This is a genomic window from Bacillus sp. TH19, from assembly GCF_016651075.1.
In the GTDB taxonomy this organism is placed as follows: Bacteria; Bacillota; Bacilli; order Bacillales; family Bacillaceae_G; genus Bacillus_A; species Bacillus_A mycoides.
Genome location: NZ_JAEKEO010000010.1, coordinates 1,061,222 through 1,083,573 on the forward strand (window position 1 = coordinate 1,061,222; position 22,352 = coordinate 1,083,573).

The following is a 22,352-nucleotide window of genomic DNA, read 5'->3' on the forward strand; positions in this document are numbered from 1 at the left end:
ATTCGGATAAAAAGGAGTGTTTTAATTGGAAAAACGTATCGTTTGTTTAGCGGGTGATGGTGTTGGTCCGGAAATTATGGAAAGCGCGAAGGAAGTATTGCATATGGTAGAGAGGCTATATGGACATCACTTTCATTTACAAGATGAGTACTTTGGCGGAGCGGCTATCGATTTAAATGGGCAACCATTACCACAGCGAACACTTGCCGCTTGTTTAGCGAGTGATGCGGTTTTACTTGGAGCGGTTGGTGGACCGCGGTGGGATGATGCGAAAGAAAGGCCAGAGAAAGGATTATTAGCTTTAAGAAAAGGACTTGGTGTATTTGCGAACGTTCGTCCTGTAACAGTAGAAAGCGCAACTGCACATTTATCGCCATTAAAAAACGCAGATGAAATTGACTTCGTTGTCGTTCGTGAACTAACAGGCGGTATTTATTTCTCTTATCCGAAAGAAAGAACGGAAGAATCGGCAACTGATACACTTACGTACCATCGTCATGAAATTGAACGTATCGTGTCGTATGCTTTTCAATTAGCGAGTAAGAGAGAGAAAAAAGTAACCTCTATTGATAAAGCGAATGTTTTAGAATCTAGTAAATTGTGGAGAGCTGTTACGGAAGAAGTAGCTCTTCGTTATCCTAATGTTGAATTAGAGCACATTTTAGTAGATGCAGCTGCTATGGAGTTAATTCGAAACCCAAGGAGATTTGACGTTATCGTAACAGAAAATTTATTTGGTGATATTTTGAGCGACGAGGCTTCTGTATTAGCAGGGTCATTAGGAATGCTTCCATCAGCGAGCCATGCGGAAAACGGGCCGTCTTTATATGAGCCTATTCACGGATCAGCGCCAGATATTGCAGGTAAAAATAAAGCGAATCCAATTGCGATGATGCGTTCAGTAGCGATGATGCTTGGGCAATCATTTGGATTAACGAGAGAAGGGTATGCGATTGAAGAGGCAATTTCTGCAGTTCTTCAATCTGGGAAATGTACAGCTGATATTGGGGGGAATGAGACGACAACTTCATTTACGAGGGCAGTTATTCAAGAAATGGAAGAGCAGGCACTAGTAGGGAGAGGAAGATAATGGGGAAAAGGTTACTAGATAAGCTTTGGGAAAGACATGTAGTTGTAACGAATGAAAATGGATTGGATTTATTATATATCGATCTTCATCTCGTTCATGAAGTAACGTCACCGCAAGCCTTTGAAGGCTTGCGGCTTGCAAATCGAACTGTTCGGAGACCGGAATTAACGTTTGCAACGATGGATCATAATATTCCAACGAAAGATGTTTGGAATATTACCGATCGTATTGCGAAGCAGCAATTGGATACACTTCGTGACAATTGTAAACAATTTAAGGTGCGATTAGCCGATATTGGTGATGAAGAGCAAGGAATCGTTCACGTTATAGGACCAGAACTTGGGCTCACACAACCGGGGAAAACGATTGTATGCGGTGATAGCCATACAGCAACCCACGGTGCTTTCGGTGCTTTAGCGTTTGGTATTGGTACGAGTGAAGTAGAACATGTATTAGCAACTCAAACGCTGTGGCAACGAAAACCGAAAGCGATGGGGATTGAATTAAAAGGAAAGTTACCGAAAGGCGTTTATGCAAAGGATATTATTTTGCATCTTCTCTCAAAGTACGGTGTAGCGGTTGGAACGGGGCATGTAATGGAATTCTACGGAGAGACGATTCGTGATATGGGTATGGAAGAGAGAATGACACTTTGCAATATGGCAATTGAAGGGGGAGCGAAAGCTGGCATCATTGCACCAGATGAGAAAACATTTTCTTATGTAAAAGGGCGTGAATATGCACCGAAAGACTATGAAACGTTTACGGGAAAATGGTCGGAGCTTTATACAGATTCAGATGCAATTTATGATTTACATATTTCGGTAGATGTTACGGATTTAGCACCGTATGTCACTTGGGGAACAAATCCTAGTATGGGTGTTCCTATTGATGAAAAATTACCAGAGAAGCATAACGAAAATGATGAAAGAGCATTTTCATATATGGGATTGAGCCCTGGGCAAAGTACGTTTGAAATTCCTGTTAAGCATGTCTTCATTGGTTCTTGTACAAATTCACGTTTATCTGACTTAGAAATTGCTGCATCTGTTGTAAAAGGGAAAAAGGTAAAAGAAGGTGTGCGAGCACTCGTTGTACCAGGATCAAAAAGTGTGAGAGAGCGGGCGATGCAAAAAGGCTTACATCGCATATTTGAAGAAGCGGGATTTGAATGGAGAGAGCCTGGATGTTCAATGTGTCTTGGGATGAATCCAGATCAAGTACCTGAAGGAGAACATTGTGCTTCTACTTCAAATCGTAATTTTGAAGGAAGGCAAGGGAAAGGAGCACGAACACATTTAGTAAGTCCAGCTATGGCTGCAGCAGCTGCGTTATATGGTCATTTTGTTGATATTAGAAAGGAGAGTTACGATGGAACCATTTCATATTCATAAAGGTACTGCCGCAGTACTTATGAATGATAACATTGATACAGATCAAATTATTCCGAAGCAATATTTGAAGAGAATTGAAAGGACGGGATTTGGAAAATATTTATTTGATGAGTGGCGTTACGATAATGAGCGCCATGAAAATCCTAATTTCTCCCTTAATGCACAAGAACGAAAAGGAGCAAGTATATTAATTACAGGTGATAATTTTGGATGTGGTTCTTCAAGAGAACATGCTCCGTGGGCGCTTGCGGATTATGGTTTCCGTGTTATTATCGCCGGAGGATTTGCAGATATTTTTTATATGAATTGTATGAAGAATGGTATGTTACCGATTGTAATGGATAAAGAGATGCGTGAACAACTTGCCCAAACGAATGCAAGAGATCAAATGGAAGTTGATTTAGAGAATGAAGTAATTATTACGAATACGCACAGGTTTCATTTTACAATCGAGAAAATGTGGAAAGAAAAATTATTAAATGGTCTAGATGAAATCAGCATTACAATGCAATATGAACAAGAAATTGAAGAGTATGAAAGAAAAGTAGCTTCACATTAACTAAAAGTAGAATATTCGAAATGTATTTACATTCAGAATTAACTGTTATATAATATGTAAAAAATCAGAGGAGAAAGGGAGTAAGTATTATGAATATCGTGCAATCTATTAAAATGCTTACAAAACTACATCATCATACATGAAACCCTTGAACCTAACGTGAAAACGTGTAGGCACAAGGGTTATTCCCGTTGTACCTACACTCTACTAAAGAGCCTTGTAGGTATTTTGTCTACAAGGCTCTTTTTATTTTCGGTTTGGGTGGATGGAATGGCATAAATTAAAGAGGGAAGGGTGTGTGAATTCAGATGACAAAGTGGAAACGGGCAAATCCGAATGGAACGAGAGATTACTTATTCGAAGAATGTACGTTAATTGAAGAAGTGGAACAAAAATTAAGACGGACCTTTTTAGAGAGAGGTTATGAAGAAATAAGGACACCTACAATTGAATTTTATGATGTTTTTGCATTTCAAAACAGGCCGATAGATGAAGAAAAGATGTATAAATTTTTCGATGAAAAAGGACGGATTATCGTTTTACGCCCAGATATGACAATTCCTTTAGCAAGAGTAATTGGAACACAGAGAGGAGATATTCCTCTTAAAGTAACTTATAGCGGGAATGTATTTCGGGCGAATGAGTCCCTTACTGGGAAATATAATGAAATAGTGCAAAGTGGTATTGAAATTATCGGGATTGAAAATGTAAGGGCTGAAATTGAATGTGTGATAAGCGTAATTCAAGCACTTCAAAAATTAAAGGTGCAATCTTTCACAATTGAGATTGGGCAAGTGCAGTTATATAAATGTATCGTAAAAAAGCTCCCCATTAATGATGAAGAAGAGAAGTTACTTAGAACGTATATTGAAAGTAAAAATTATGCCGCACTCTCACACTTTATAGAAGAAAAGAAATTAAATCGGTGTGATGAAACAGTAAGGTTACTTGAGAAACTACCAAGGTTATTCGGGAGTTTAGATGTTGTTGAGGAAGCAGAAAAACTCGCCTCAAGTAATGAAATGAAAATGGCCATTGCGAGAGTGAAAGAAATATATGAAACAATTGAACAGTTAGGATATGGCTCTTACATATCAATTGATTTAGGTATGGTTCAACATTTGGATTATTATACGGGTGTTATTTTCAAAGGGTATATATATGAAATTGGAGAAGAGATTGTTAGTGGCGGAAGATATGATGAGTTAATTGGAAATTTTGGAGAGATGATGCCAGCGGTTGGGCTCGCGGTGCAAGTAAATCAAATAGTTAAGGCACTTCAAGAGCAGCAAGAACCATATAAACGAAAGAGAATAGATATTATGATTCATTATGAGTTAAATAGATTAGCAGAAGCGGAAAGGTTACGAAATTTACTTCAAAAGGACGGGAAGAATGCCCAGTTATCTTTATTCTCTAATTTAAACGATACTTTTCAATTTGCAAACAAGAATAAAATAATGACAGTCGTTGAGGCGAAGAGTGAGTCACTAGTGGAATATGTATGGAGAGAGAAATGGATCATCCAGAAAGAAGGGGAGGCTTCATGCGTAACATTCAAATTGCGTTAACGAAAGGAAGATTAGAAAAGCATGTTATTCCACTTTTTGAAAAAATTGGAATTGATTGTTCAGAGCTCAAAGATAAAGGAAGAAAACTTGTGTTTAAAAGTAAAAACACAAACATTTCATTTATTTTAGTGAAAGCGGTAGATGTTGCTACTTATGTAGAACATGGCGTAGCTGATATTGGAGTCGTTGGAAAAGATATATTAATGGAATTTGAGAAAGATATATATGAGATGGTCGATTTAGGAGTGGGTGTGTGTAAATTTTGTGTCGCTTCTATTCCTACGTATAATCCGAAGAGCTATCGAAAAAAACGAATTGCTACGAAATATCCGCACATTACTTCTACATATTTTCATGATAAAGGGGAGGATGTAGAAATTATTAAAATAGAAGGATCTGTAGAGATTGCTCCACTTCTAGGTTTGGCAGATGCCATTGTTGATATTGTTGAAACAGGAAAAACATTACAAGAAAACGGGTTAATTGTATTTGAGGAAATGTGCTCTATATCAGCTCGAATGATTGTGAATAAGGCTGCATTGAAAACTAAAAAAGACGAAATATTCTGTATTATAAATATGATGGAACAAGAAATTTTGTCAGGGAAATAGGGGGACTTTAAATGGAGATAGTTTTTGAAGATTTCCAAGAGGCTTTATCGAAAATAAAATCGCTACGAGAAAGCGCTAATATAATAGAAGAAACTGTTCAAAGAAGTGTAAGTGAAATTGTTCAAAACGTAAGGAAGAGTAAAGATGAGGCTTTATCGTTCTATACAAAAAAGTTTGATGGTGTAGAGACAAAAGATTTTCGTGTAAGTGAGGAAGAAATAAAACAAGCAAGTAAGTTTGTAGAACAAGCTTTTTTAGAAGCGTTAAAAGAGGCGAAGAAAAATATTATCTCGTATCACGAAAAGCAAAAAAGACAATCTATGTTTGATTGCGTGAGTGAAGGGGTAATTAGAGGGCAGCTTATTCTTCCGTTAGAAAATGTAGGTGTATATGTGCCGGGCGGGACTGCTTCGTATCCTTCATCAGTATTAATGAATGTATTGCCAGCAAAACTCGCAGGAGTGAAAAAAATTGTAATGGTAACACCGCCGAAGCAAGGAGGAATTGATCCGCATATTTTAGCTGCTGCAAGTCTTGCAGGTGTAGATGAAATATATATGGCCGGTGGTGCTCAAGTAATTGCTGCTCTAGCATATGGAACGGAATCGATTCCTAAAGTAGATAAAATAGTTGGGCCAGGGAATTTATATGTCGCGCTAGCGAAGAGAGAAGTATATGGGATAGTCAATATCGATATGATTGCTGGACCATCAGAAATTGTAGTTATCGCAGATGAAACAGGAAATGCCGAATATATTGCTGCTGATTTATTATCACAGGCAGAACATGACGAGAGGGCAACAGCTATTTGCATTACAACAAATATAAAGCTTGCTAAAGAAGTAGAAAGAGAAATAGAAAGGCAGCTAGAGACGTTGCCTAGAAGTGAAATCGCTCGTGAATCCATAAAAAGAAATGGAGCAATTTTTATTGTCCCTTCTTTAGAAGAGGCGTTTCATTTATCAAATGAAATCGCTCCAGAACATTTAGAGTTACACATAAAAGAGCCAATGAATGCTCTAGCTTATGTAAAGCATGCTGGATCAATTTTTCTTGGTCCATATGCACCTGAACCGCTCGGAGATTATTTGGCGGGGCCGAATCACGTATTACCGACAAGTGGAACGGCAAGATTTTTTTCTCCGTTATCCGTCGATGATTTCGTAAAAAAATCAAGCTTCGTTTCGTATACGGAAGAAGCGTTAAGAAGTGTACAGCATCATATTGTAGAACTTGCAAATAAAGAAGGTTTACATGCACACGCAAGAGCAATCCAAATTAGGTTTAAGGAGGAAGAATAATGCGCGAGTCTAGTCAAGTACGTGAGACGACGGAAACAAAAATCAAATTAAGTTTGCAACTTGATGAAAGTACGAATGTTTCTGTGCAAACAGGAGTTGGATTTTTTGATCATATGCTAACTTTATTTGCTAGACACGGAAGATTTGGTTTGCAAATTGAAGCTGAAGGTGATGTATTCGTTGATGCTCATCATACGGTTGAAGATGTTGGAATTGTACTCGGAACTTGCTTGAAAGAATCATTGCAAAATAAAGAAGGGATTAACCGTTACGGCTCAGCGTATGTACCGATGGATGAAACTTTAGGATTTGTCGCGATTGATATAAGCGGGCGCTCATATATTGTATTTCAAGGTGAATTAACAAATCCGAAGCTAGGGGATTTTGACACAGAATTAACGGAAGAATTTTTTAGAGCAGTTGCTCATGCTGCAAATATTACGTTACATGCTCGCATTTTATACGGAAGCAATACACATCACAAAATTGAAGCTTTATTTAAAGCGTTCGGTCGAGCGCTTAGAGAGGCAGTCGATAAAAATGCCAATATTAATGGTGTAAATTCAACGAAAGGGATGTTGTAATTGATTGCAATTATAGATTATGGAATGGGAAATATTCGTAGTGTGGAACAAGCATTAAAATATATTGGAACAGAGTACATCATAACTGATGATAAAAAAGAAATATTGAGAAGTGATGGAGTTATTTTACCAGGAGTAGGCACATTTCCGAAAGCGATGGGCGTTTTAGAAGAAAAAGATTTAGTATGTGTGCTAAAAGAAGTTGGGAGCTTAGGAAAACCGCTTCTGGGTATTTGCTTAGGAATGCAGCTTTTATTTGAAAAAAGTGAGGAACTACAAAATTGTAACGGATTAAATTTATTGCCAGGTGTTATTCGAAAGTTAAAAGTTCCTTATAAAATTCCACATATGGGGTGGAATGAATTAAAAAAAGAAGGAGAAATATCGCTTTGGAATGGAGTAGAGGACGGTTCTTTCGTATATTATGTCCACTCTTATTATGCAGATTGTCCGAATGAAATTGTGTATGGGGCAAGTGAATATGGAGTGAAAGTACCTGGTTTTGTAGCAAAAGGAAATATATTTGGCGCACAGTTTCATCCTGAAAAAAGTGGGGAAATTGGGATGCGAATGTTAAAAAATTTCAAAGGGGTGGTAGAAGCATGGAAATCTTCCCAGCTATCGATTTAAAAGAAGGACGATGCGTCAGGCTTTATCAAGGAGAGTTTAGTAAAGAAACGGTGATGAATGAAGATCCAGTCGCACAAGCAATCATATTTGAAAAACTTGGAGCGAAAATACTACACGTTGTTGATTTAGATGGAGCAATTGTTGGGGAGTCAGTAAATTTACCTGTCATTGAAAAAATATGCAAGGCGGTACGTATTCCGGTGCAAATTGGAGGAGGAGTTCGGTCACTCGCGGCAGTGGAGAAGTTGTTGTCAGTAGGTGTAGAAAAAGTGATATTAGGAACGGCTGCCCTTTACGATAAATCATTTTTAGAAGAAGCGGTTCGTCTATATAAGGAGCAAATCATAGTTGGAATTGATGCGAAAAATGGTTTCGTAGCAACGAGGGGCTGGTTAGATGTGTCTGAAATTTCGTACATCGATTTAGCGAAGCAAATGGAAAGTGTAGGTGTTCAAACGATTGTGTTTACGGACATTTCAAAAGATGGGACACTTGCAGGACCTAATTTTGAGCAATTAGAGTTATTGCAAAAAAGCGTGGGTATTCGTGTGATTGCATCTGGAGGTGTCGCATCTATTCAAGATGTGAAAAGATTAAATGATATGAACATATATGGCGTCATTATTGGGAAGGCACTTTACGAGAAAACGATTGATTTAGAAAAAGTGTTACAGGTAATAAAACTATGTTAGCAAAACGAATTATTCCATGTCTAGATGTGAAAGAAGGGCGGGTAGTAAAGGGTGTGAATTTTATAGGGTTACAAGACGTCGGTAATCCTGTTGAAATAGCCGCATTATATAATGATGCGGGAGCAGATGAAATCGTATTTTTAGACATCACTGCGACGCATGAAGGGCGAAAAACGATTATAGATGTTGTAGAACAAACAGCCTCAAAGGTGTTTATTCCTCTTACAGTTGGCGGGGGGATTTCAAGTGTTAAAGATATGTACAATTTACTAAGAGCTGGAGCAGATAAAGTTTCAATAAACTCAGCGGCAGTGAGAAATCCGAAGTTAATCCAGGAAGGTGCGGAACATTTTGGCTCACAATGTATTGTCGTAGCAATTGATGCTAGGAAAGTAGAGGAAGATAAATGGAATGTATACGTGAACGGCGGAAGAGTCGATACAGGGATGGATGCAATCGAATGGGCGAGACGCGTTGCCCAGCTCGGGGCAGGAGAAATTTTGTTGACGAGTATGGATGCAGATGGAACGAAAAACGGATATGATCTTCGTTTAACAGGAGCAATTTCAAACAGCGTTTCTGTTCCAGTAATCGCATCAGGTGGATGTGGTCATGTGGATCACATTATAGAAGTATTTCAAAAGACAACAGTTGATGCAGCATTAGCGGCATCAATCTTTCATTATGGTGAAGCGACTGTACAAGATGTAAAGAGAAAATTAAGAGAAGCAAACGTTGAGGTGCGGTTATGAAACCTAATTTTGCAAAAGGATTGATACCAGCTGTTGTTATCGAGGAAGATACGAAAGAAGTTTTAATGTTAGCTTATATGAATGAAGAAGCGTATGACAAGACGCTGGAAACGAAAAGAACATGGTTTTATTCCCGTTCGAGACAATCGTTATGGAATAAAGGAGGTACATCGGGAAATGTCCAATATGTGCAATCACTTTATTTAGACTGTGATCAAGATGCAATCGTTGTTGTCGTAAAGCAAGTAGGGCCTGCTTGCCATACGGGAGAAAAAACGTGTTTTCACTACAAAATTATATAGGGGGATACATATGGAAGATATCCTTAAGTTATTATTTGAAACAATTGAAGAACGAAAGAAAAATCCACTCTCTGAATCATATACGAATTATTTATTTTCAAAAGGTGAAGATAAAATTTTAAAGAAAATTGGTGAGGAGTGCACCGAAGTAATTATTGCGTCTAAAAATAATGATAAAGAAGAAATAGTAAAAGAAATGGTTGATGTGTTCTATCACTGTTTTGTTCTATTAGCCGAAAAAAATATTCCATTAGAAGATGTCATGCAAGAAGTGAAAGAAAGAAATGGAAAGCTTTCGCGAGTAGGGGACAGAAGAGAAATAGATACATTATAAGGGGGAATATGGATGAAAGTGGACTATCACATTCATTTAGAAGAAGGACCATATTCAATAGGGTGGCTAGCTAAAATAAATGATGCGCTACAATATTTTGAACCGCTTAAAGAAGAAAAACATTCTATGGAATGGCTTATGAAAACACAAGAACGCCTGCAAAGACGTGTGAAGGAAGGTCCATTTACAGCGAAATGGATTGATTTATATTTAGAAGAAGCTGTGCGAAAAGGTATAAAAGAAGTTGGTATTGTCGATCATTTATATCGTTTTCATGAAGCGAAAGGATATTATGAAAAGTATGTAGATATTAGTGATTCTAGGCTTGGTCGCCTGCAAAAAGAATGGTTAGATCAAGTAAGAGTAACGTCTATTTATGATTTTACAAAGGCGATTGAAGAGGCAAAAGAGCGATGGAGTAAACGAGGGATAACGCTCAAACTTGGAATTGAAGCGGATTATTTTATCGGGGGTGAACAAGAGTTAAAAGGTTTACTAGCATTAGGAGACTTTGATTATGTAATCGGTTCGGTCCATTTTATAGATGGATGGGGATTTGATAATCCAGATACGAAAGAGTATTTTGGTACGCATGAGTTACATACTTTATATCACACGTTTTTCGCTACAGTTGAAAGTGCTGTTCGTTCCGAGCTTTTTGATATTATAGCTCACCTCGATAACATAAAAGTATTTAATTACCGGTTAGATGAGAATGAACAGCTTTCTTATTATAAGGAAATTGCTCGTGCGTTAGTGGAAACAAATACAGCAACAGAAATAAATGCGGGATTGTACTATCGATATCCTGTGCGCGAAATGTGCCCAAGTCCGCTTTATTTACAAGTATTAGCTAAGCATGGAGTTCCGATTACTCTATCCTCAGATGCCCATTATCCGAATGATTTAGGAAAGTATGTGGAAGAGAATATAAAGACATTACGCAATCATGATATTTCTCACATAGCTACATTTACGAAACGAGTAAGAACGATGAGATTGCTTGAAGAAGAAGTAATAATTTCAAAATGAAACACGATTTTTTGATGAAAATCACCCTTTTTGTTCAAAATAAGAAAGAATGAAAAGGAGGATGAAAAATGGTGAAACAACAAAATAAACAAAACGTACAAGCGGCAGATCAAGCCTATACTTCTGAAACAAATAATACTGCTAACTCAGTTATTGAGGAACAAATTAGCGATACAGTTGCAGAAGGAACAATCGATGCGAAGCTTGGGAAAGAATCGCAAGAAAAAGCGTAAAAAGAGGGGAGAGTTGCATCTCCTCTTTTTTTATGGAAAAGTGTCGATTTTCAAAACTATAATCAAATTCCTTGGTTTTTATATGTAGATTTCTTACAATGAAATATAAGAGATATCATATTTTGTATAGAAGAGGTGTTAGTAGTGGCGAAAATATTAGTAGCAGGGAAAATTCCAGAAATCGGATTAGAATTATTGAAAAATCATGATGTAGAAATGTACAATAAAGAAGAATTAATTAGTGTAGAAGAGTTAGCAGAACGTGTAAAAGATAAAGATGCACTTTTAAGCTTACTTTCTACGAAGGTATCGAAAGAGGTTATTGACGCAGCACCAAACTTGAAAATTATCGCAAATTATGGTGCTGGTTACGATAATATTGATTACACATATGCAGGAGAAAAAGGAATTGCGGTAACGAATACACCGAAAGTATCAACTGAAGCGACAGCAGAATTAACATTTGCACTTCTTTTAGCAGCTGCACGTAGAATTCCTGAAGGTGATACGTTATGTCGTACAACTGGATTTAACGGATGGGCACCGTTATTCTTCTTGGGCCGCGAAGTACACGGTAAGACAATCGGAATTATTGGCCTTGGAGAAATCGGGAAGGCAGTTGCAAAGCGTGCGAGAGCATTTGGAATGAATGTTTTATATACAGGACCAAATCGAAAGCCTGAAGCTGAAAGTGAACTGGAAGCGACATACGTAACGTTGGAAGAATTATTACAAACAGCGGACTTTATTACAATTAACTGTGCTTATAATCCGAAATTACATCATATGATTGATGAAGAACAGTTTAAAATGATGAAGAAAACAGCATATATTATAAATGCTTCACGTGGACCAATTATGAATGAATCAGCACTTGCTCATGCACTAAAAACGAATGAAATTGAAGGTGCAGCTCTTGACGTATTTGAATTTGAACCGAAAATTACAGAAGAGCTAAAAGGATTAAAGAATGTAGTACTTGCTCCTCACGTGGGGAATGCAACATTCGAAACACGTGATGCAATGGCTGAAATGGCAGTAAGAAATATTTTAGCTGTATTAAATGGTGAAGAACCTGTAACACCTGTAAATCAAAAAGTATTAGTTACAAAATAAAAAAGAAACCTTCCGTATTTCGGAAGGTTTTTTTATTTTTCTTTATTCGCTTTTTTAGAAGGTCTTTGTCTAATAAATTGAGATAACATATACAAAATGTATAGTGGAATGGCAATGAATAAGAAAACAGAAATGTTGCCAAAACTTGTTTGGTACATTGTGATAATAATTCCAACTAAAAATAGTGTAATAATTATGCTATATCGTGGAATTGGTACATCTTTTAAACTTGGGATACGAACACGGCTCACCATTAAAAATGCGAACGTTACGAATACGGTAATGAGAACGATTTTTGGAATGGTATGTGAAAATAATGTTAAGAAAGCAACAAGCCCTCCTGCTGCAGTAATCGGAACTCCAGTGAAATATTTCATAGAAGTAGAAGACGGTGTTACATTAAATCGTGCTAAGCGATATGCTCCGAACAGAGGGAATAATCCCGCTATGTATAGTCCAATGATTCCATAGTTGGAAAAAGATGTGTAATACATTAAAACAGCAGGTGCTGCGCCAAATGTTACAACATCCGCGAGTGAATCAAGCTCTTTTCCCATTTGTGAATCAACGCGTAATAAACGAGCGACACGACCATCAAGACTATCTAACATCATCCCGATCAGTACTAAAATAGCAGCTGATTTATAATATCCTAAAGATGCATAGCCGATTGACAAAAATCCGCTATATAAATTCCCGAGCGTAAATAAGTTTGGAATAGCTGCTCTATACAAAATCTGATCCCTTGCTTTCTGTTATAAATTCTTAATTAGTGTATGAAAGTTTACTTATTTTATCATACCATAAATTTCTTTCTCATACGAAAAAAATTCCCAATTTGTGAAAGATTGTATAGAAGAGAAATTTGAAAAATAAGTAAAAAAAGGAAGCAACTTTTGTAAAGTTGCTTCCTACACTATTCAAATTTCGTTGTCATCGTTCCGGTTTTATATCGATTGTTAGGATCAAATCTTAATAAATCTCCATAAATGAGTTTGTCGGATAATTTTAATTCTGTTTTTGCTTTTTCAATATAAGGCTGACATAGTGTTAAATCAGCTTCTTCACCTGTGCTTCTTTTATAGCACATATTTTTTGTATAAACATAATCTTCCGAAACAAAACTGCCGTCCCGCATTACCATAAGAGGGTCTTTTTCTTTCGTAAATAAGTCTGTTCCAAATTCTACGGATTGATTTGTTTTAATACCAAGTAAATGAAGTAACGTTGGTTTAATATCAATTTGACCAGATACTTTAGAGATGACTTTCCCTTCTTGGCCAGGCACATGAATAATGAGAGGGACGCGTTGTAATTGCATAGAATCAAACGGTGTAATAGCGTCTTTCCCAAGGAACTGAGCCATAGCTGCATTATGGTTTTCAGAAATGCCGTAATGATCACCATAAATGACAATAACGGAATTATCATATAGTCCTTCGTCTTTCAATTGTTTAATAAATAATTTAAGAGCTTCATCCGTGTAACGAACGGTTGGGAAGTAGCGATTTAAAACACCACTTTCGGAATTAAATTCATCAACATATTGATCTTCTGGATTTAGAAGAAATGGAAAATGGTTTGTTAACGTAATAAATTTTGTATAGAACGGTTGTGGTAAAGATTTTAACTTTGGAATAGATTGCTCAAAGAACTCTTTATCTTTTAATCCCCAACCGACAGACATTTGTTCCGTTCCTACGTAATCATTTAAATTAAAGTAACGATCATATCCAAGCGCAGGATACATTACGTCACGATTCCAAAACGTTTTATCGTTTGAATGGAAGACAGCAGAAGAATATCCGTATTTCTTTAATTGTTCTGGTGTGGCAGTGTATTCATTTGTTGCATGAGTAAAGAATACAGAACCACGGTCTAACGGATAAAGGGAATTTTCAACGATAAATTCAGCATCAGAAGTTTTACCTTGTCCCGTTTGATGATAGAAGTTATCGAAATAAAAACTATCTTTAATAAACTCATTTAAAAATGGAGTAATCTCTTTTCCATTTATTTTTTTATTAATAACAAAACTTTGTGTAGATTCCATTGAAATTAAAATTACATTTTTACCCTTTGCAGCTCCAAATAAGTTTTTATCAACTTGTTTATCTTTTGAGTCTGTATAGTTTTTAATTTCAGAGAACCCGTCTCCACTTGCAAATACACGCTCAGCTGAAGACTTAGATTGAAGTGTAATATCAAATAGATGATATGTGTATAACCCTAAATTTTTCACGACAGTTTGACGATCAAATGAGCGTGAGAACATTTGTGGTTTATATATAACTGAAACAACAATTTGTAGTGCTAATAATACTGTTACACCGCTAAAGAAAGTTCGCTTCTCAGAGCGAGAAAGGGGTGTTTTATCACCAAATGATGGGAATTTACGCAAAATAAACATTAAAATAATTGCGTCTGCAAATAAAAGTAATGTTTTATACGTAAAGAGTTCTTTTATACTCGTCCCTAAGTCAGCCATATTATTTGTTTGGAATAAAACAGGGAAAGTAACAAAATCGTTATAGAACCCGTAAAACATTGCATTTCCAAATAAAATAAATGACAGTATAAAACTAATTACAATAATAATTCGGTTTCGGTACTTAGATGCAAGTAAAGCGAAACCAAAAAATAAAAGTAACGAAGCTAGTGGGTTAATAAAAAGCATAAACTCTTCAAAGAAGTTATCAATTCTAATATCAAATGCTAGCTTGTACACAATATATGTTTTTATCCATAATAAAACGACTGCAACTAGTGCAAATCGCAGTTTTGGAAACAGATTTTGTAGCATAATATACTCCTCTCCTAAAAGCATGACGGTTCTTGTGAGCCGGTTTGATTAGCGCCTCATTTTATATATACGAACAGTCCTTTGTTATTATGTTTATTATACTATGAGTATCATTATACGAAAATAAAAGAGAGTTGTGGGCTTTTTTATAATAATTGAGTAGAAAAAGGGCAGTGGGAGACAATAAAACGGAGTTTCTATGTATGATAATTATCGTGCGCAAAAAGAATCGAGTAATAAAACGGAGGTTATAATGCGAAAATTATTATATTTTATAGTATGCAGTAGTGTTATACTTTTTGCTTCACCGAGTGTATCGGTAGCACAATATGATGCACCCCTTATGGAAGATGCCCTTTATTCTGTTTTATTTCCAAAAATAAATAAGGTAATTGAAAAACAATATGGGAGCTTGAAGCCTTATCAATGTCCTAAAATTATTAGTTTAAAAAAAGTGTATAGTGGTACATATTTATTTCAAGCGAGTATTGAAGTAACGAAGTATGAACAGGTTGGTGGGAAAATTGTTCCACCATTTGAGAAGGTAACGATTACATTTAATAACGAAGAGGGCGAATGGGAAGTGACAAAGGTTTCAGTAAAGCGCTTACCAAATGATACAAAATTAAACTGTAAAAAAACAATATAAAAAATTGTTTGACAAATAAAATGGTCCTTTGGTATTGTTAATAGCAACAATTAGATGTTTGAAAATTAAATAGACTTACCTCATCTACTCTCAAAGGTAGAGGCCGCGATAGGAAAGAGTAAGCTATGGGAGATTTAATGGGATCTGTGATCATAGGTTGAAAGGGACTATTGCCGAAATATAAGAATAACCATCTTATTCATATATTGGGACTGCATTGAATAAATGTAGTACTGTCATAAGATTTATTTTATGAAGAGCTATTTGGAGATGTTGATGCGGTTTCTTATTTTGAGGAGATAACAACTCGTTTATTTTTTCAATATATATTTTTCCTAATAAGAAACGCGTGTGAACATTGTTCCGCGCGTTTTTTGTCTATCTAAAAGCGTGCTGCAATGAATAGAAGATTGGGGTTATGAGTTTTAGAGGAAATAAGGGAGGAATTTAAATGTATTTACACGGCACAAGCCGAATCAATGGGCAAGGACACTTAGAAATTGGTGGGTGCGATACGACGCAACTAGCAAAACAATACGGAACACCACTTTATGTATACGATGAAGAGTCTATTCGAGGAAAGTGCCGCGCGTTTCATCGTGCTTTTAAAGAAAGTGGTTTCTCTTATCAAGTAGCATATGCAAGCAAGGCGTTCTTGTGCATGGAGATGTGCCGAGTAGCTCGTGAAGAGAATATGTCTTTAGATGTTGTTTCTGGAGGAGAATTATATACTGCGCTCCAAGCTGGTTTTCCGGCATCGCGTATTCATTTTCACGGAAATAATAAAACAGAAGAAGAAATGATTATGGCTCTTCAGGCGAATATCGGTTGTTTTGTAGTAGATAATTTCTTAGAATTAGAAATCTTACATGATTTAGCAATGCAACATGGGAAATTTGTGAACATATTAATCCGTGTAACGCCTGGAGTAGAGGCACATACACACGAATATATAACAACAGGTCAAGAGGATTCGAAATTTGGATTTGGTGTTTCAAATGGTCAAGCGATGCAAGCAATTGAGCTTGCCTTGCAAAAATCAAATTATAATGTGCTAGGAATTCACTCGCACATCGGATCACAAATATTTGAAACGGCTGGATTTGTTCGAGCAATTGAAGTACTCCGCCAATTTTTAGAAGAAGTGAGAGAGCGAACACATTATGTGATGAAAGTATTAAATGTGGGCGGAGGTTTCGGTATACGTTATACGGATTCAGATACACCGTTAACACTTGAAACGTATGTGCACGCTGTAACAAGTACGATAAGAGAACAATTTACATTATGTGAATATCCGCTTCCAGAAATATGGATTGAACCAGGTCGTAGTATCGTAGGTGATGCTGGAACAACACTTTATACAGTCGGAGCGGTGAAAGAGATTCCTGGCATTCGGAAATATGTTTCAGTCGATGGTGGAATGACAGATAATTTAAGACCAGCTCTATACGGAGCCCGTTATGAGGCGATGTTGGCGAATCGAGGGAATGATGAGAATGAGGAACTCGTTTCGATTGCTGGGAAATGCTGTGAAAGTGGAGATATGCTGATTTGGGATATTAACTTACCGCAAGTTGCTTCTTCTGATTTACTAGCAATTTCTTGTACGGGGGCATATGGGTACTCGATGGCGAATAATTATAATCGTATTCGTAGACCAGCTGTCGTCTTTGCAAAAGGCGGGACGTCACAAATTGTCGTAGAACGTGAAACATATGAAAATATTATTGGGAACGATCGCATACGTATTAAAGAGCTGGTGTGAATGAGAAAGAAGGAGTTGTCTAGTAAAGGCAACTCCTTTTAAAAAAGAAAAATAATTAAATATATCGGAAAACTAGGATTGAAAAAAATCAGAATTGTGATAAAATACAAATACAAAGCTTATCAAGAGAAGCTGAGGGAACTGGCCCTACGAAGCTCGGCAACCTGCTTATAGAAAGCAAGGTGCTAAATCCAGCAAAATGGAATCCATTTTGAAAGATAAGGTAAAATATATTACCGAACAGTCTTTTCGAAATGGGAAAGATTTTTTTTATGAATAAAAAGGGGGGCTGTTTGCGTGAGCGTACGGGAGCATTTTGATGAAGTATCTGAGAAAATTCAAGCGATGCTTGCTGATATGAAATATGGTTCCATTACAATTGTTGTGCAAGATGGAAAAGTGATTCAATTAGAAAAAAGTGAAAAGGTTCGTTTAAAGTAAAAAGCGCTGACTAGAAAAACTAGAGGCGGTTTTAATCTATTTTTAATAGGTTAAAGCCGTCTTTTTGCTTTTACAGGGGGAAAAAACATGTTGACGTACGAAACGTGGAAAGAAAATAGTGTTTCATTTTCTGAAGAAGATGAAACGAAAGGCGCGCTATCAGTATTAAGTTGGGCTTATAACGAATATAAAGATGAAATTGTATATGCATGTAGCTTTGGGGTGGAGGGAATGGTTTTATTGCATCTTATAAACCAAGTAAATCCATCTGCTAAAGTTGTATTTTTGGATACAAATGTTCATTTTCAAGAAACGTACGAATTAATTAAGAAGGTACGCGAGAGATTTCCTTCATTAAATATTATAGAAAAACAGCCAGAACTTACACTCGATGAGCAAGCGAAGCTTCATGGAGAGAAGTTATGGGAAAGTAATCCGAATCTTTGCTGTAGTATTAGAAAAATTTTACCGTTAGAAAAATCATTAGCAGCGGAAAAAGCGTGGATATCAGGCTTAAGAAGGGAACAATCAGAAACGCGTAAGCATACACAGTTTATAAATCAAGATCATCGTTTTCAATCTATTAAAGTTTGTCCGCTCATTCATTGGACTTGGAAAGAAGTTTGGCGATATGTATATAAACATAGTTTGCCGTATAACCCATTGCATGATGTTGGCTATCCGAGTATTGGGTGTGAGAAATGTACATTACCTGTAGGTGATGGTGGCAACTCAAGAGATGGAAGATGGGCTGGGAAAATGAAGACGGAATGTGGCCTTCACTTTCAATGAGATAGATTTTGAAATAAAGCTAAGAAGGGATATAAGAAGATGAGTACAACAAATGAATTAGTAAACCGCATTGATGAAACATATGAAATATCGAACATTGTAAAGGAAATCGAGATAGACAAAATTGCACTTAGTGATTTAGAACTTTTGGCGACAGGAGGATATAGCCCTCTTACAGGATTTTTAGGGAAGAGAGATTATGATTCAGTAGTAGAAACGCTTCGTTTAGCAAATGGTAGCGTATGGAGTATACCGATTACACTACCGGTAACAGAAGAAGTAGCCGAGAAACTGCAGGCTGGAGAGGAAGTAAAACTTGTCAACGCCGGAAATGTATATGGTGTTATTCAAATAGAAGATATTTTTGTACCAGATAAAGAAAAAGAAGCGTTACTTGTATATAAAACGACGGATGAAGCACATCCAGGGGTGAAAAAATTATATGAACGACCAAACGTTTACGTTGGAGGAGCTATTATTCTTACAAAACGCTTTGGAAATAATCCGTTTCCTTCTTATCATTTAGATCCAATTGAAACGAGAGAAGAATTTAAAAAACGCGGTTGGAAAACAGTAGTTGGATTTCAAACGAGAAACCCAGTACATCGTGCCCATGAGTATATTCAAAAATCTGCCCTTGAAATTGTAGATGGTCTCTTTTTAAATCCGCTCGTTGGGGAAACGAAGTCAGATGATATTCCTGCTGATGTAAGGATGGAAAGCTATGAAGTATTACTTCAAAACTATTATCCGAAAGATCGTGTCTTTTTAGGTGTATTTCCTGCAGCAATGCGTTACGCAGGACCAAGGGAAGCGATATTTCATGCACTAGTAAGAAAGAACTTTGGTTGTACCCACTTTATTGTAGGGCGTGATCATGCTGGGGTAGGGGACTATTACGGAACATATGAAGCGCAGGAAATCTTTACGAATTTTACAGTAGAAGAGTTAGGGATTACGCCGTTATTTTTTGAACATAGTTTTTACTGCACGAAATGTGAAGCAATGGCTTCAACGAAAACATGTCCGCATGGAAAAGAAGACCGTGTCATTTTATCGGGTACGAAAGTACGAGAAATGTTAAGGAATGGTGAGATTCCGCCAAGTACATTTAGTCGTAAAGAAGTAGTGGAAGTGCTAATTAAAGGTTTGAAAAAAGAAGTAGTAACAGAATAGGGAGAGAATGAGATGGATACGAATATTACTTGGCATACAGCTTCTGTTTCAAAAGATGAGAGAAGAGTGAAGAATGGGCATCACAGTTTTGTAGTTTGGTTTACTGGTTTATCAGCTTCGGGCAAATCTACAGTAGCGAATGCGGTTGCTCGTAAACTATTTGAAAAGAATATCGGAAATTATGTGCTAGATGGGGATAACATTCGGCACGGTTTAAATAAAGACTTAGGTTTTTCTGAAAGTGATCGTATGGAAAATATAAGACGTATTGGCGAAGTGGCGAAGCTATTTGTAGATCAAGGTACTGTTGTCCTTACAGCGTTTATTTCACCATTTCAAGTAGATCGAAAACAAGTTAGGGATTTATTAGCGGCAGATGAGTTTATAGAAGTGTTTGTAAAATGTCCAATTGAAGAGTGTGAAAAACGTGATCCAAAAGGGTTATACAAAAAAGCGAGACAAGGTGATATTAAAGAGTTTACTGGTGTTGATTCACCGTATGAGGAACCAAAACAAGCAGAATTAATTGTAGAAACGCACAAGTATTCTATTGAAGAATGTGCAGAGCAAATTGTGAAGTACTTGCAAGAGCGTAGTTTCATATAGGGGGATAAAAGATGAGTTATGAAAAAGTGTGGGCTAATAATGAAAAATTAAATCAAACAGAGAAAAAGAAATTAGAGAAAGACGGATTAGAAATCTTTAATGATATTCCTTACTATGCGGAGAATGGATTTGAATCTATTCCGAAAGAAGAGTGGGACGCTTTTAAATGGGCGGGATTGTATTTGCAAAGACCGAAAGAAGCGGGCTATTTTATGATGCGTGTCAACATTCCTTCTGGAATTATTACAAATGCGCAGGCAGAGGTGTTGGCTTCCATTGCTGAAGATTATGGGCGTGATGTGTTAGATATTACGACAAGACAGGCGATTCAGTTTCATTGGTTAGAAATTGGGCAAATTCCGGATATTTTTAAGAGGTTAGCTAGAGTTGGTTTATCTTCAGCAGGGGCATGCGGTGATATTACGCGTAATATTACAGGTAATCCACTTGCTGGAATTGATGCGAATGAACTATTTGATACAACATCGATTGTTAAAGAAATATACGATTACTTCCAACATAATGAAGAGTTTTCTAATCTACCACGTAAATTCAAAATGTCTATTAGTTCTAACATTTATAATTCAGCAAATGCAGAGATTAACTGTGTGGCGTTTACACCTGCTACGAAAGAAATAAATGGTGAGGAAAAGGTTGGGTTTCATATAAAAATAGGCGGAGGATTATCAGCTCGTCCGTACTTAGCAGAAGAATTAGATGTATTCGTTTTACCAGAAGAAGTGAAGGCAGTGTCGATTGCAATTGCTACTATATTCCGTGATTTTGGATATCGTGAAAAACGCCACTTAGCACGTTTGAAATTTCTTGTCGCTGACTGGGGCGCTGAGAAATTTAAAGAGAAACTAGTAGAATACACAGGCCCATTGCAAAGCAAAGGGGAAAGTGCTCTCAAAGGCTGGAATGCAGGATACTTTTATGGCGTTCAAGATCAAAAACAAGCAGGATTAAAGTATGTCGGCTTTAATGTACCAGTAGGGCGTTTACACGCAAAGGAAATGTTTGAGATTGCAAGAATTGCAAAGCAATATGGAAACGGGCAAATTCGAACTTGTAACTCACAAAACTTCATTATTCCGAATGTTCTGCCAGAAAATGTTGCAGGATTATTAAGTGAACCGTTGTTTGAAGCAATTTCAGCAAATCCGAAATCGTTTATCGGTCATGCGGTTTCATGTACTGGCATTGAGTATTGCAATCTTGCGTTAGTAGAAACGAAAGAAAGATTATGCAAAATCGCAGAGTACTTAGATACACAAATTGCACTCGATGTTCCAGTTCGAATTCATATGGTAGGATGCCCGAACTCATGTGGTCAACGTCAAATTGCTGATATTGGTTTGCAAGGGATAAAACTGAAAACGAAGGAAAAGGGAATCGTTGAGGCGTTTGAAATATATGTGGGCGGAACACTATTAGACGGAGGAGCATATAACGAAAAGTTAAAAGGGAAAATAGATGGAGAAGATTTGCCGGATGTTCTCGTGTCCTTTTTAAGTTATTTCCAAAAGAATAAATTACTAGCCGAAACGTTTTATGATTTCGTAGGACGTGTTGGAGTGGAAGAATTACAAATTGTACTAAATCGTGTATTAGAAGAAGTAATAGCATCTTAGGAGGGGCAATATGGACTTATATCGATTTGAAGCTGTATTAGTAAATAGTATTGTTCCAATTGTTGTCGTTGCTCAGAGTGAAGAACAGGCATTTAAGCTTGCGGAAATTGAGCTTGAAAAACATTTTTTACCGTTACCAGAAGTGAAAGAGATTTCTTTGTTTGAAAAAAAGAAGATTCGAAAAGGGGCGGCATTTGTTATTCATGAGTAGAGAACATGTAATACGAAATAATAGTAACTTCCATTCGTGATGAAGAGTGGAAGTTTCATTTTATAGTAGAA

25 protein-coding genes and 2 riboswitches are annotated in these 22,352 nt (G+C 36.7%); of the genes, 23 read left to right on the plus strand and 2 right to left on the minus strand.

Annotated elements, in window-relative coordinates; genetic code table 11:
- Positions 1-25 precede the first annotated feature (25 nt).
- From leuB to JFU54_RS23250, 15 genes are all read left to right on the plus strand, one after another.
- On the plus strand, positions 26-1,090 hold the full coding sequence (gene leuB, locus JFU54_RS23180) for a 3-isopropylmalate dehydrogenase (RefSeq protein ID WP_002011718.1): 1,065 nt from the start codon (positions 26-28) through the stop codon (positions 1,088-1,090).
- A complete protein-coding gene (gene leuC / locus JFU54_RS23185; RefSeq protein ID WP_002011716.1) occupies positions 1,090-2,484 on the plus strand; it encodes a 3-isopropylmalate dehydratase large subunit in 1,395 nt (464 codons plus the stop codon). The genes leuB and leuC overlap by 1 nt, the downstream gene beginning before the upstream one ends.
- The gene (leuD, locus tag JFU54_RS23190; protein ID WP_012260613.1) at positions 2,462-3,043 is read left to right on the plus strand and encodes a 3-isopropylmalate dehydratase small subunit; all 582 of its coding nucleotides are present in this window, start codon (positions 2,462-2,464) and stop codon (positions 3,041-3,043) included. The genes leuC and leuD overlap by 23 nt, the downstream gene beginning before the upstream one ends.
- A 308-nt stretch (positions 3,044-3,351) precedes the next feature.
- On the plus strand, positions 3,352-4,614 hold the full coding sequence (locus JFU54_RS23195) for an ATP phosphoribosyltransferase regulatory subunit (protein WP_002140970.1): 1,263 nt from the start codon (positions 3,352-3,354) through the stop codon (positions 4,612-4,614).
- Positions 4,590-5,225: an ATP phosphoribosyltransferase gene (hisG, locus tag JFU54_RS23200; protein ID WP_033708301.1), complete on the plus strand. Its 636-nt coding sequence runs from the start codon at positions 4,590-4,592 to the stop codon at positions 5,223-5,225. The genes JFU54_RS23195 and hisG overlap by 25 nt, the downstream gene beginning before the upstream one ends.
- An 11-nt stretch (positions 5,226-5,236) precedes the next feature.
- A complete protein-coding gene (gene hisD, locus JFU54_RS23205; protein WP_201066563.1) occupies positions 5,237-6,526 on the plus strand; it encodes a histidinol dehydrogenase in 1,290 nt (429 codons plus the stop codon).
- Positions 6,526-7,110 (plus strand): imidazoleglycerol-phosphate dehydratase HisB, encoded by a 585-nt coding sequence (gene hisB, locus JFU54_RS23210; protein WP_201066565.1) that lies wholly within the window; start codon positions 6,526-6,528, stop codon positions 7,108-7,110. The genes hisD and hisB overlap by 1 nt, the downstream gene beginning before the upstream one ends.
- Entirely contained in the window at positions 7,111-7,740 is a 630-nt protein-coding gene (hisH, locus tag JFU54_RS23215; protein ID WP_002011707.1) for an imidazole glycerol phosphate synthase subunit HisH, read from the plus strand. It begins immediately after the preceding gene.
- Positions 7,713-8,432, plus strand: coding sequence for a 1-(5-phosphoribosyl)-5-[(5-phosphoribosylamino)methylideneamino]imidazole-4-carboxamide isomerase (gene hisA / locus JFU54_RS23220; RefSeq protein WP_088039034.1), 720 nt, complete (start codon positions 7,713-7,715; stop codon positions 8,430-8,432). The genes hisH and hisA overlap by 28 nt, the downstream gene beginning before the upstream one ends.
- Positions 8,426-9,184, plus strand: a complete 759-nt coding sequence (hisF, locus tag JFU54_RS23225; RefSeq protein WP_002166095.1) for an imidazole glycerol phosphate synthase subunit HisF — start codon at positions 8,426-8,428, stop codon at positions 9,182-9,184. Before hisA ends, hisF begins: the two co-directional genes overlap by 7 nt.
- Positions 9,181-9,486, plus strand: a complete 306-nt coding sequence (gene hisI, locus JFU54_RS23230) for a phosphoribosyl-AMP cyclohydrolase (RefSeq protein ID WP_002086731.1) — start codon at positions 9,181-9,183, stop codon at positions 9,484-9,486. Before hisF ends, hisI begins: the two co-directional genes overlap by 4 nt.
- A 10-nt stretch (positions 9,487-9,496) precedes the next feature.
- Positions 9,497-9,820 (plus strand): phosphoribosyl-ATP diphosphatase, encoded by a 324-nt coding sequence (gene hisE, locus JFU54_RS23235; RefSeq protein ID WP_002011702.1) that lies wholly within the window; start codon positions 9,497-9,499, stop codon positions 9,818-9,820.
- A 12-nt stretch (positions 9,821-9,832) separates the two neighbouring features.
- A complete protein-coding gene (locus JFU54_RS23240; RefSeq protein ID WP_002011701.1) occupies positions 9,833-10,852 on the plus strand; it encodes a histidinol phosphate phosphatase domain-containing protein in 1,020 nt (339 codons plus the stop codon).
- A 68-nt stretch (positions 10,853-10,920) separates the two neighbouring features.
- Entirely contained in the window at positions 10,921-11,085 is a 165-nt protein-coding gene (locus tag JFU54_RS23245) for a YozQ family protein (RefSeq protein ID WP_002011700.1), read from the plus strand.
- Between the two features lie 135 nt (positions 11,086-11,220).
- Positions 11,221-12,201, plus strand: coding sequence for a 2-hydroxyacid dehydrogenase family protein (locus JFU54_RS23250; RefSeq protein WP_002011699.1), 981 nt, complete (start codon positions 11,221-11,223; stop codon positions 12,199-12,201).
- A gap of 32 nt (positions 12,202-12,233) precedes the next feature.
- Here JFU54_RS23250 and pssA read toward each other — a convergent pair whose 3' ends face one another.
- Together pssA and JFU54_RS23260 are read right to left on the minus strand one after the other, a co-directional pair.
- Positions 12,234-12,935 (minus strand): CDP-diacylglycerol--serine O-phosphatidyltransferase, encoded by a 702-nt coding sequence (gene pssA / locus JFU54_RS23255; RefSeq protein ID WP_002011698.1) that lies wholly within the window; start codon positions 12,933-12,935, stop codon positions 12,234-12,236.
- Positions 12,936-13,117: 182 nt separating this feature from the next.
- Entirely contained in the window at positions 13,118-15,004 is a 1,887-nt protein-coding gene (locus tag JFU54_RS23260) for an LTA synthase family protein (RefSeq protein ID WP_033708925.1), read from the minus strand.
- A 253-nt stretch (positions 15,005-15,257) separates the two neighbouring features.
- Between JFU54_RS23260 and JFU54_RS23265 the strand changes: the two genes are divergently transcribed.
- From JFU54_RS23265 to JFU54_RS23300, 8 genes are all read left to right on the plus strand, one after another.
- Positions 15,258-15,653, plus strand: a complete 396-nt coding sequence (locus JFU54_RS23265; RefSeq protein WP_172796649.1) for a DUF3888 domain-containing protein — start codon at positions 15,258-15,260, stop codon at positions 15,651-15,653.
- 89 nt (positions 15,654-15,742) lie between these two features.
- Positions 15,743-15,924: riboswitch (Lysine riboswitch) on the plus strand.
- Positions 15,925-16,104: 180 nt separating this feature from the next.
- Positions 16,105-17,421 carry a diaminopimelate decarboxylase gene (lysA, locus tag JFU54_RS23270; RefSeq protein WP_002126306.1) on the plus strand — a complete coding sequence of 439 codons (1,317 nt, stop codon included), beginning with the start codon at positions 16,105-16,107 and terminating at the stop codon, positions 17,419-17,421.
- A 116-nt stretch (positions 17,422-17,537) separates the two neighbouring features.
- A riboswitch (SAM riboswitch) is annotated at positions 17,538-17,646 on the plus strand.
- A gap of 72 nt (positions 17,647-17,718) precedes the next feature.
- Entirely contained in the window at positions 17,719-17,862 is a 144-nt protein-coding gene (locus JFU54_RS23275) for a YezD family protein (RefSeq protein WP_000116159.1), read from the plus strand.
- An 87-nt stretch (positions 17,863-17,949) separates the two neighbouring features.
- A complete protein-coding gene (locus JFU54_RS23280; protein WP_201066568.1) occupies positions 17,950-18,654 on the plus strand; it encodes a phosphoadenylyl-sulfate reductase in 705 nt (234 codons plus the stop codon).
- Between the two features lie 39 nt (positions 18,655-18,693).
- Positions 18,694-19,830: a sulfate adenylyltransferase gene (gene sat / locus JFU54_RS23285; protein ID WP_002011693.1), complete on the plus strand. Its 1,137-nt coding sequence runs from the start codon at positions 18,694-18,696 to the stop codon at positions 19,828-19,830.
- Positions 19,831-19,842: 12 nt separating this feature from the next.
- Entirely contained in the window at positions 19,843-20,436 is a 594-nt protein-coding gene (gene cysC, locus JFU54_RS23290) for an adenylyl-sulfate kinase (protein WP_002030679.1), read from the plus strand.
- Between the two features lie 11 nt (positions 20,437-20,447).
- Positions 20,448-22,070: a nitrite/sulfite reductase gene (locus JFU54_RS23295; RefSeq protein WP_201066570.1), complete on the plus strand. Its 1,623-nt coding sequence runs from the start codon at positions 20,448-20,450 to the stop codon at positions 22,068-22,070.
- Between the two features lie 10 nt (positions 22,071-22,080).
- Positions 22,081-22,281, plus strand: a complete 201-nt coding sequence (locus JFU54_RS23300; protein ID WP_000366913.1) for a DUF3906 family protein — start codon at positions 22,081-22,083, stop codon at positions 22,279-22,281.
- The last annotated feature ends 71 nt before the right edge of the window (positions 22,282-22,352 follow it).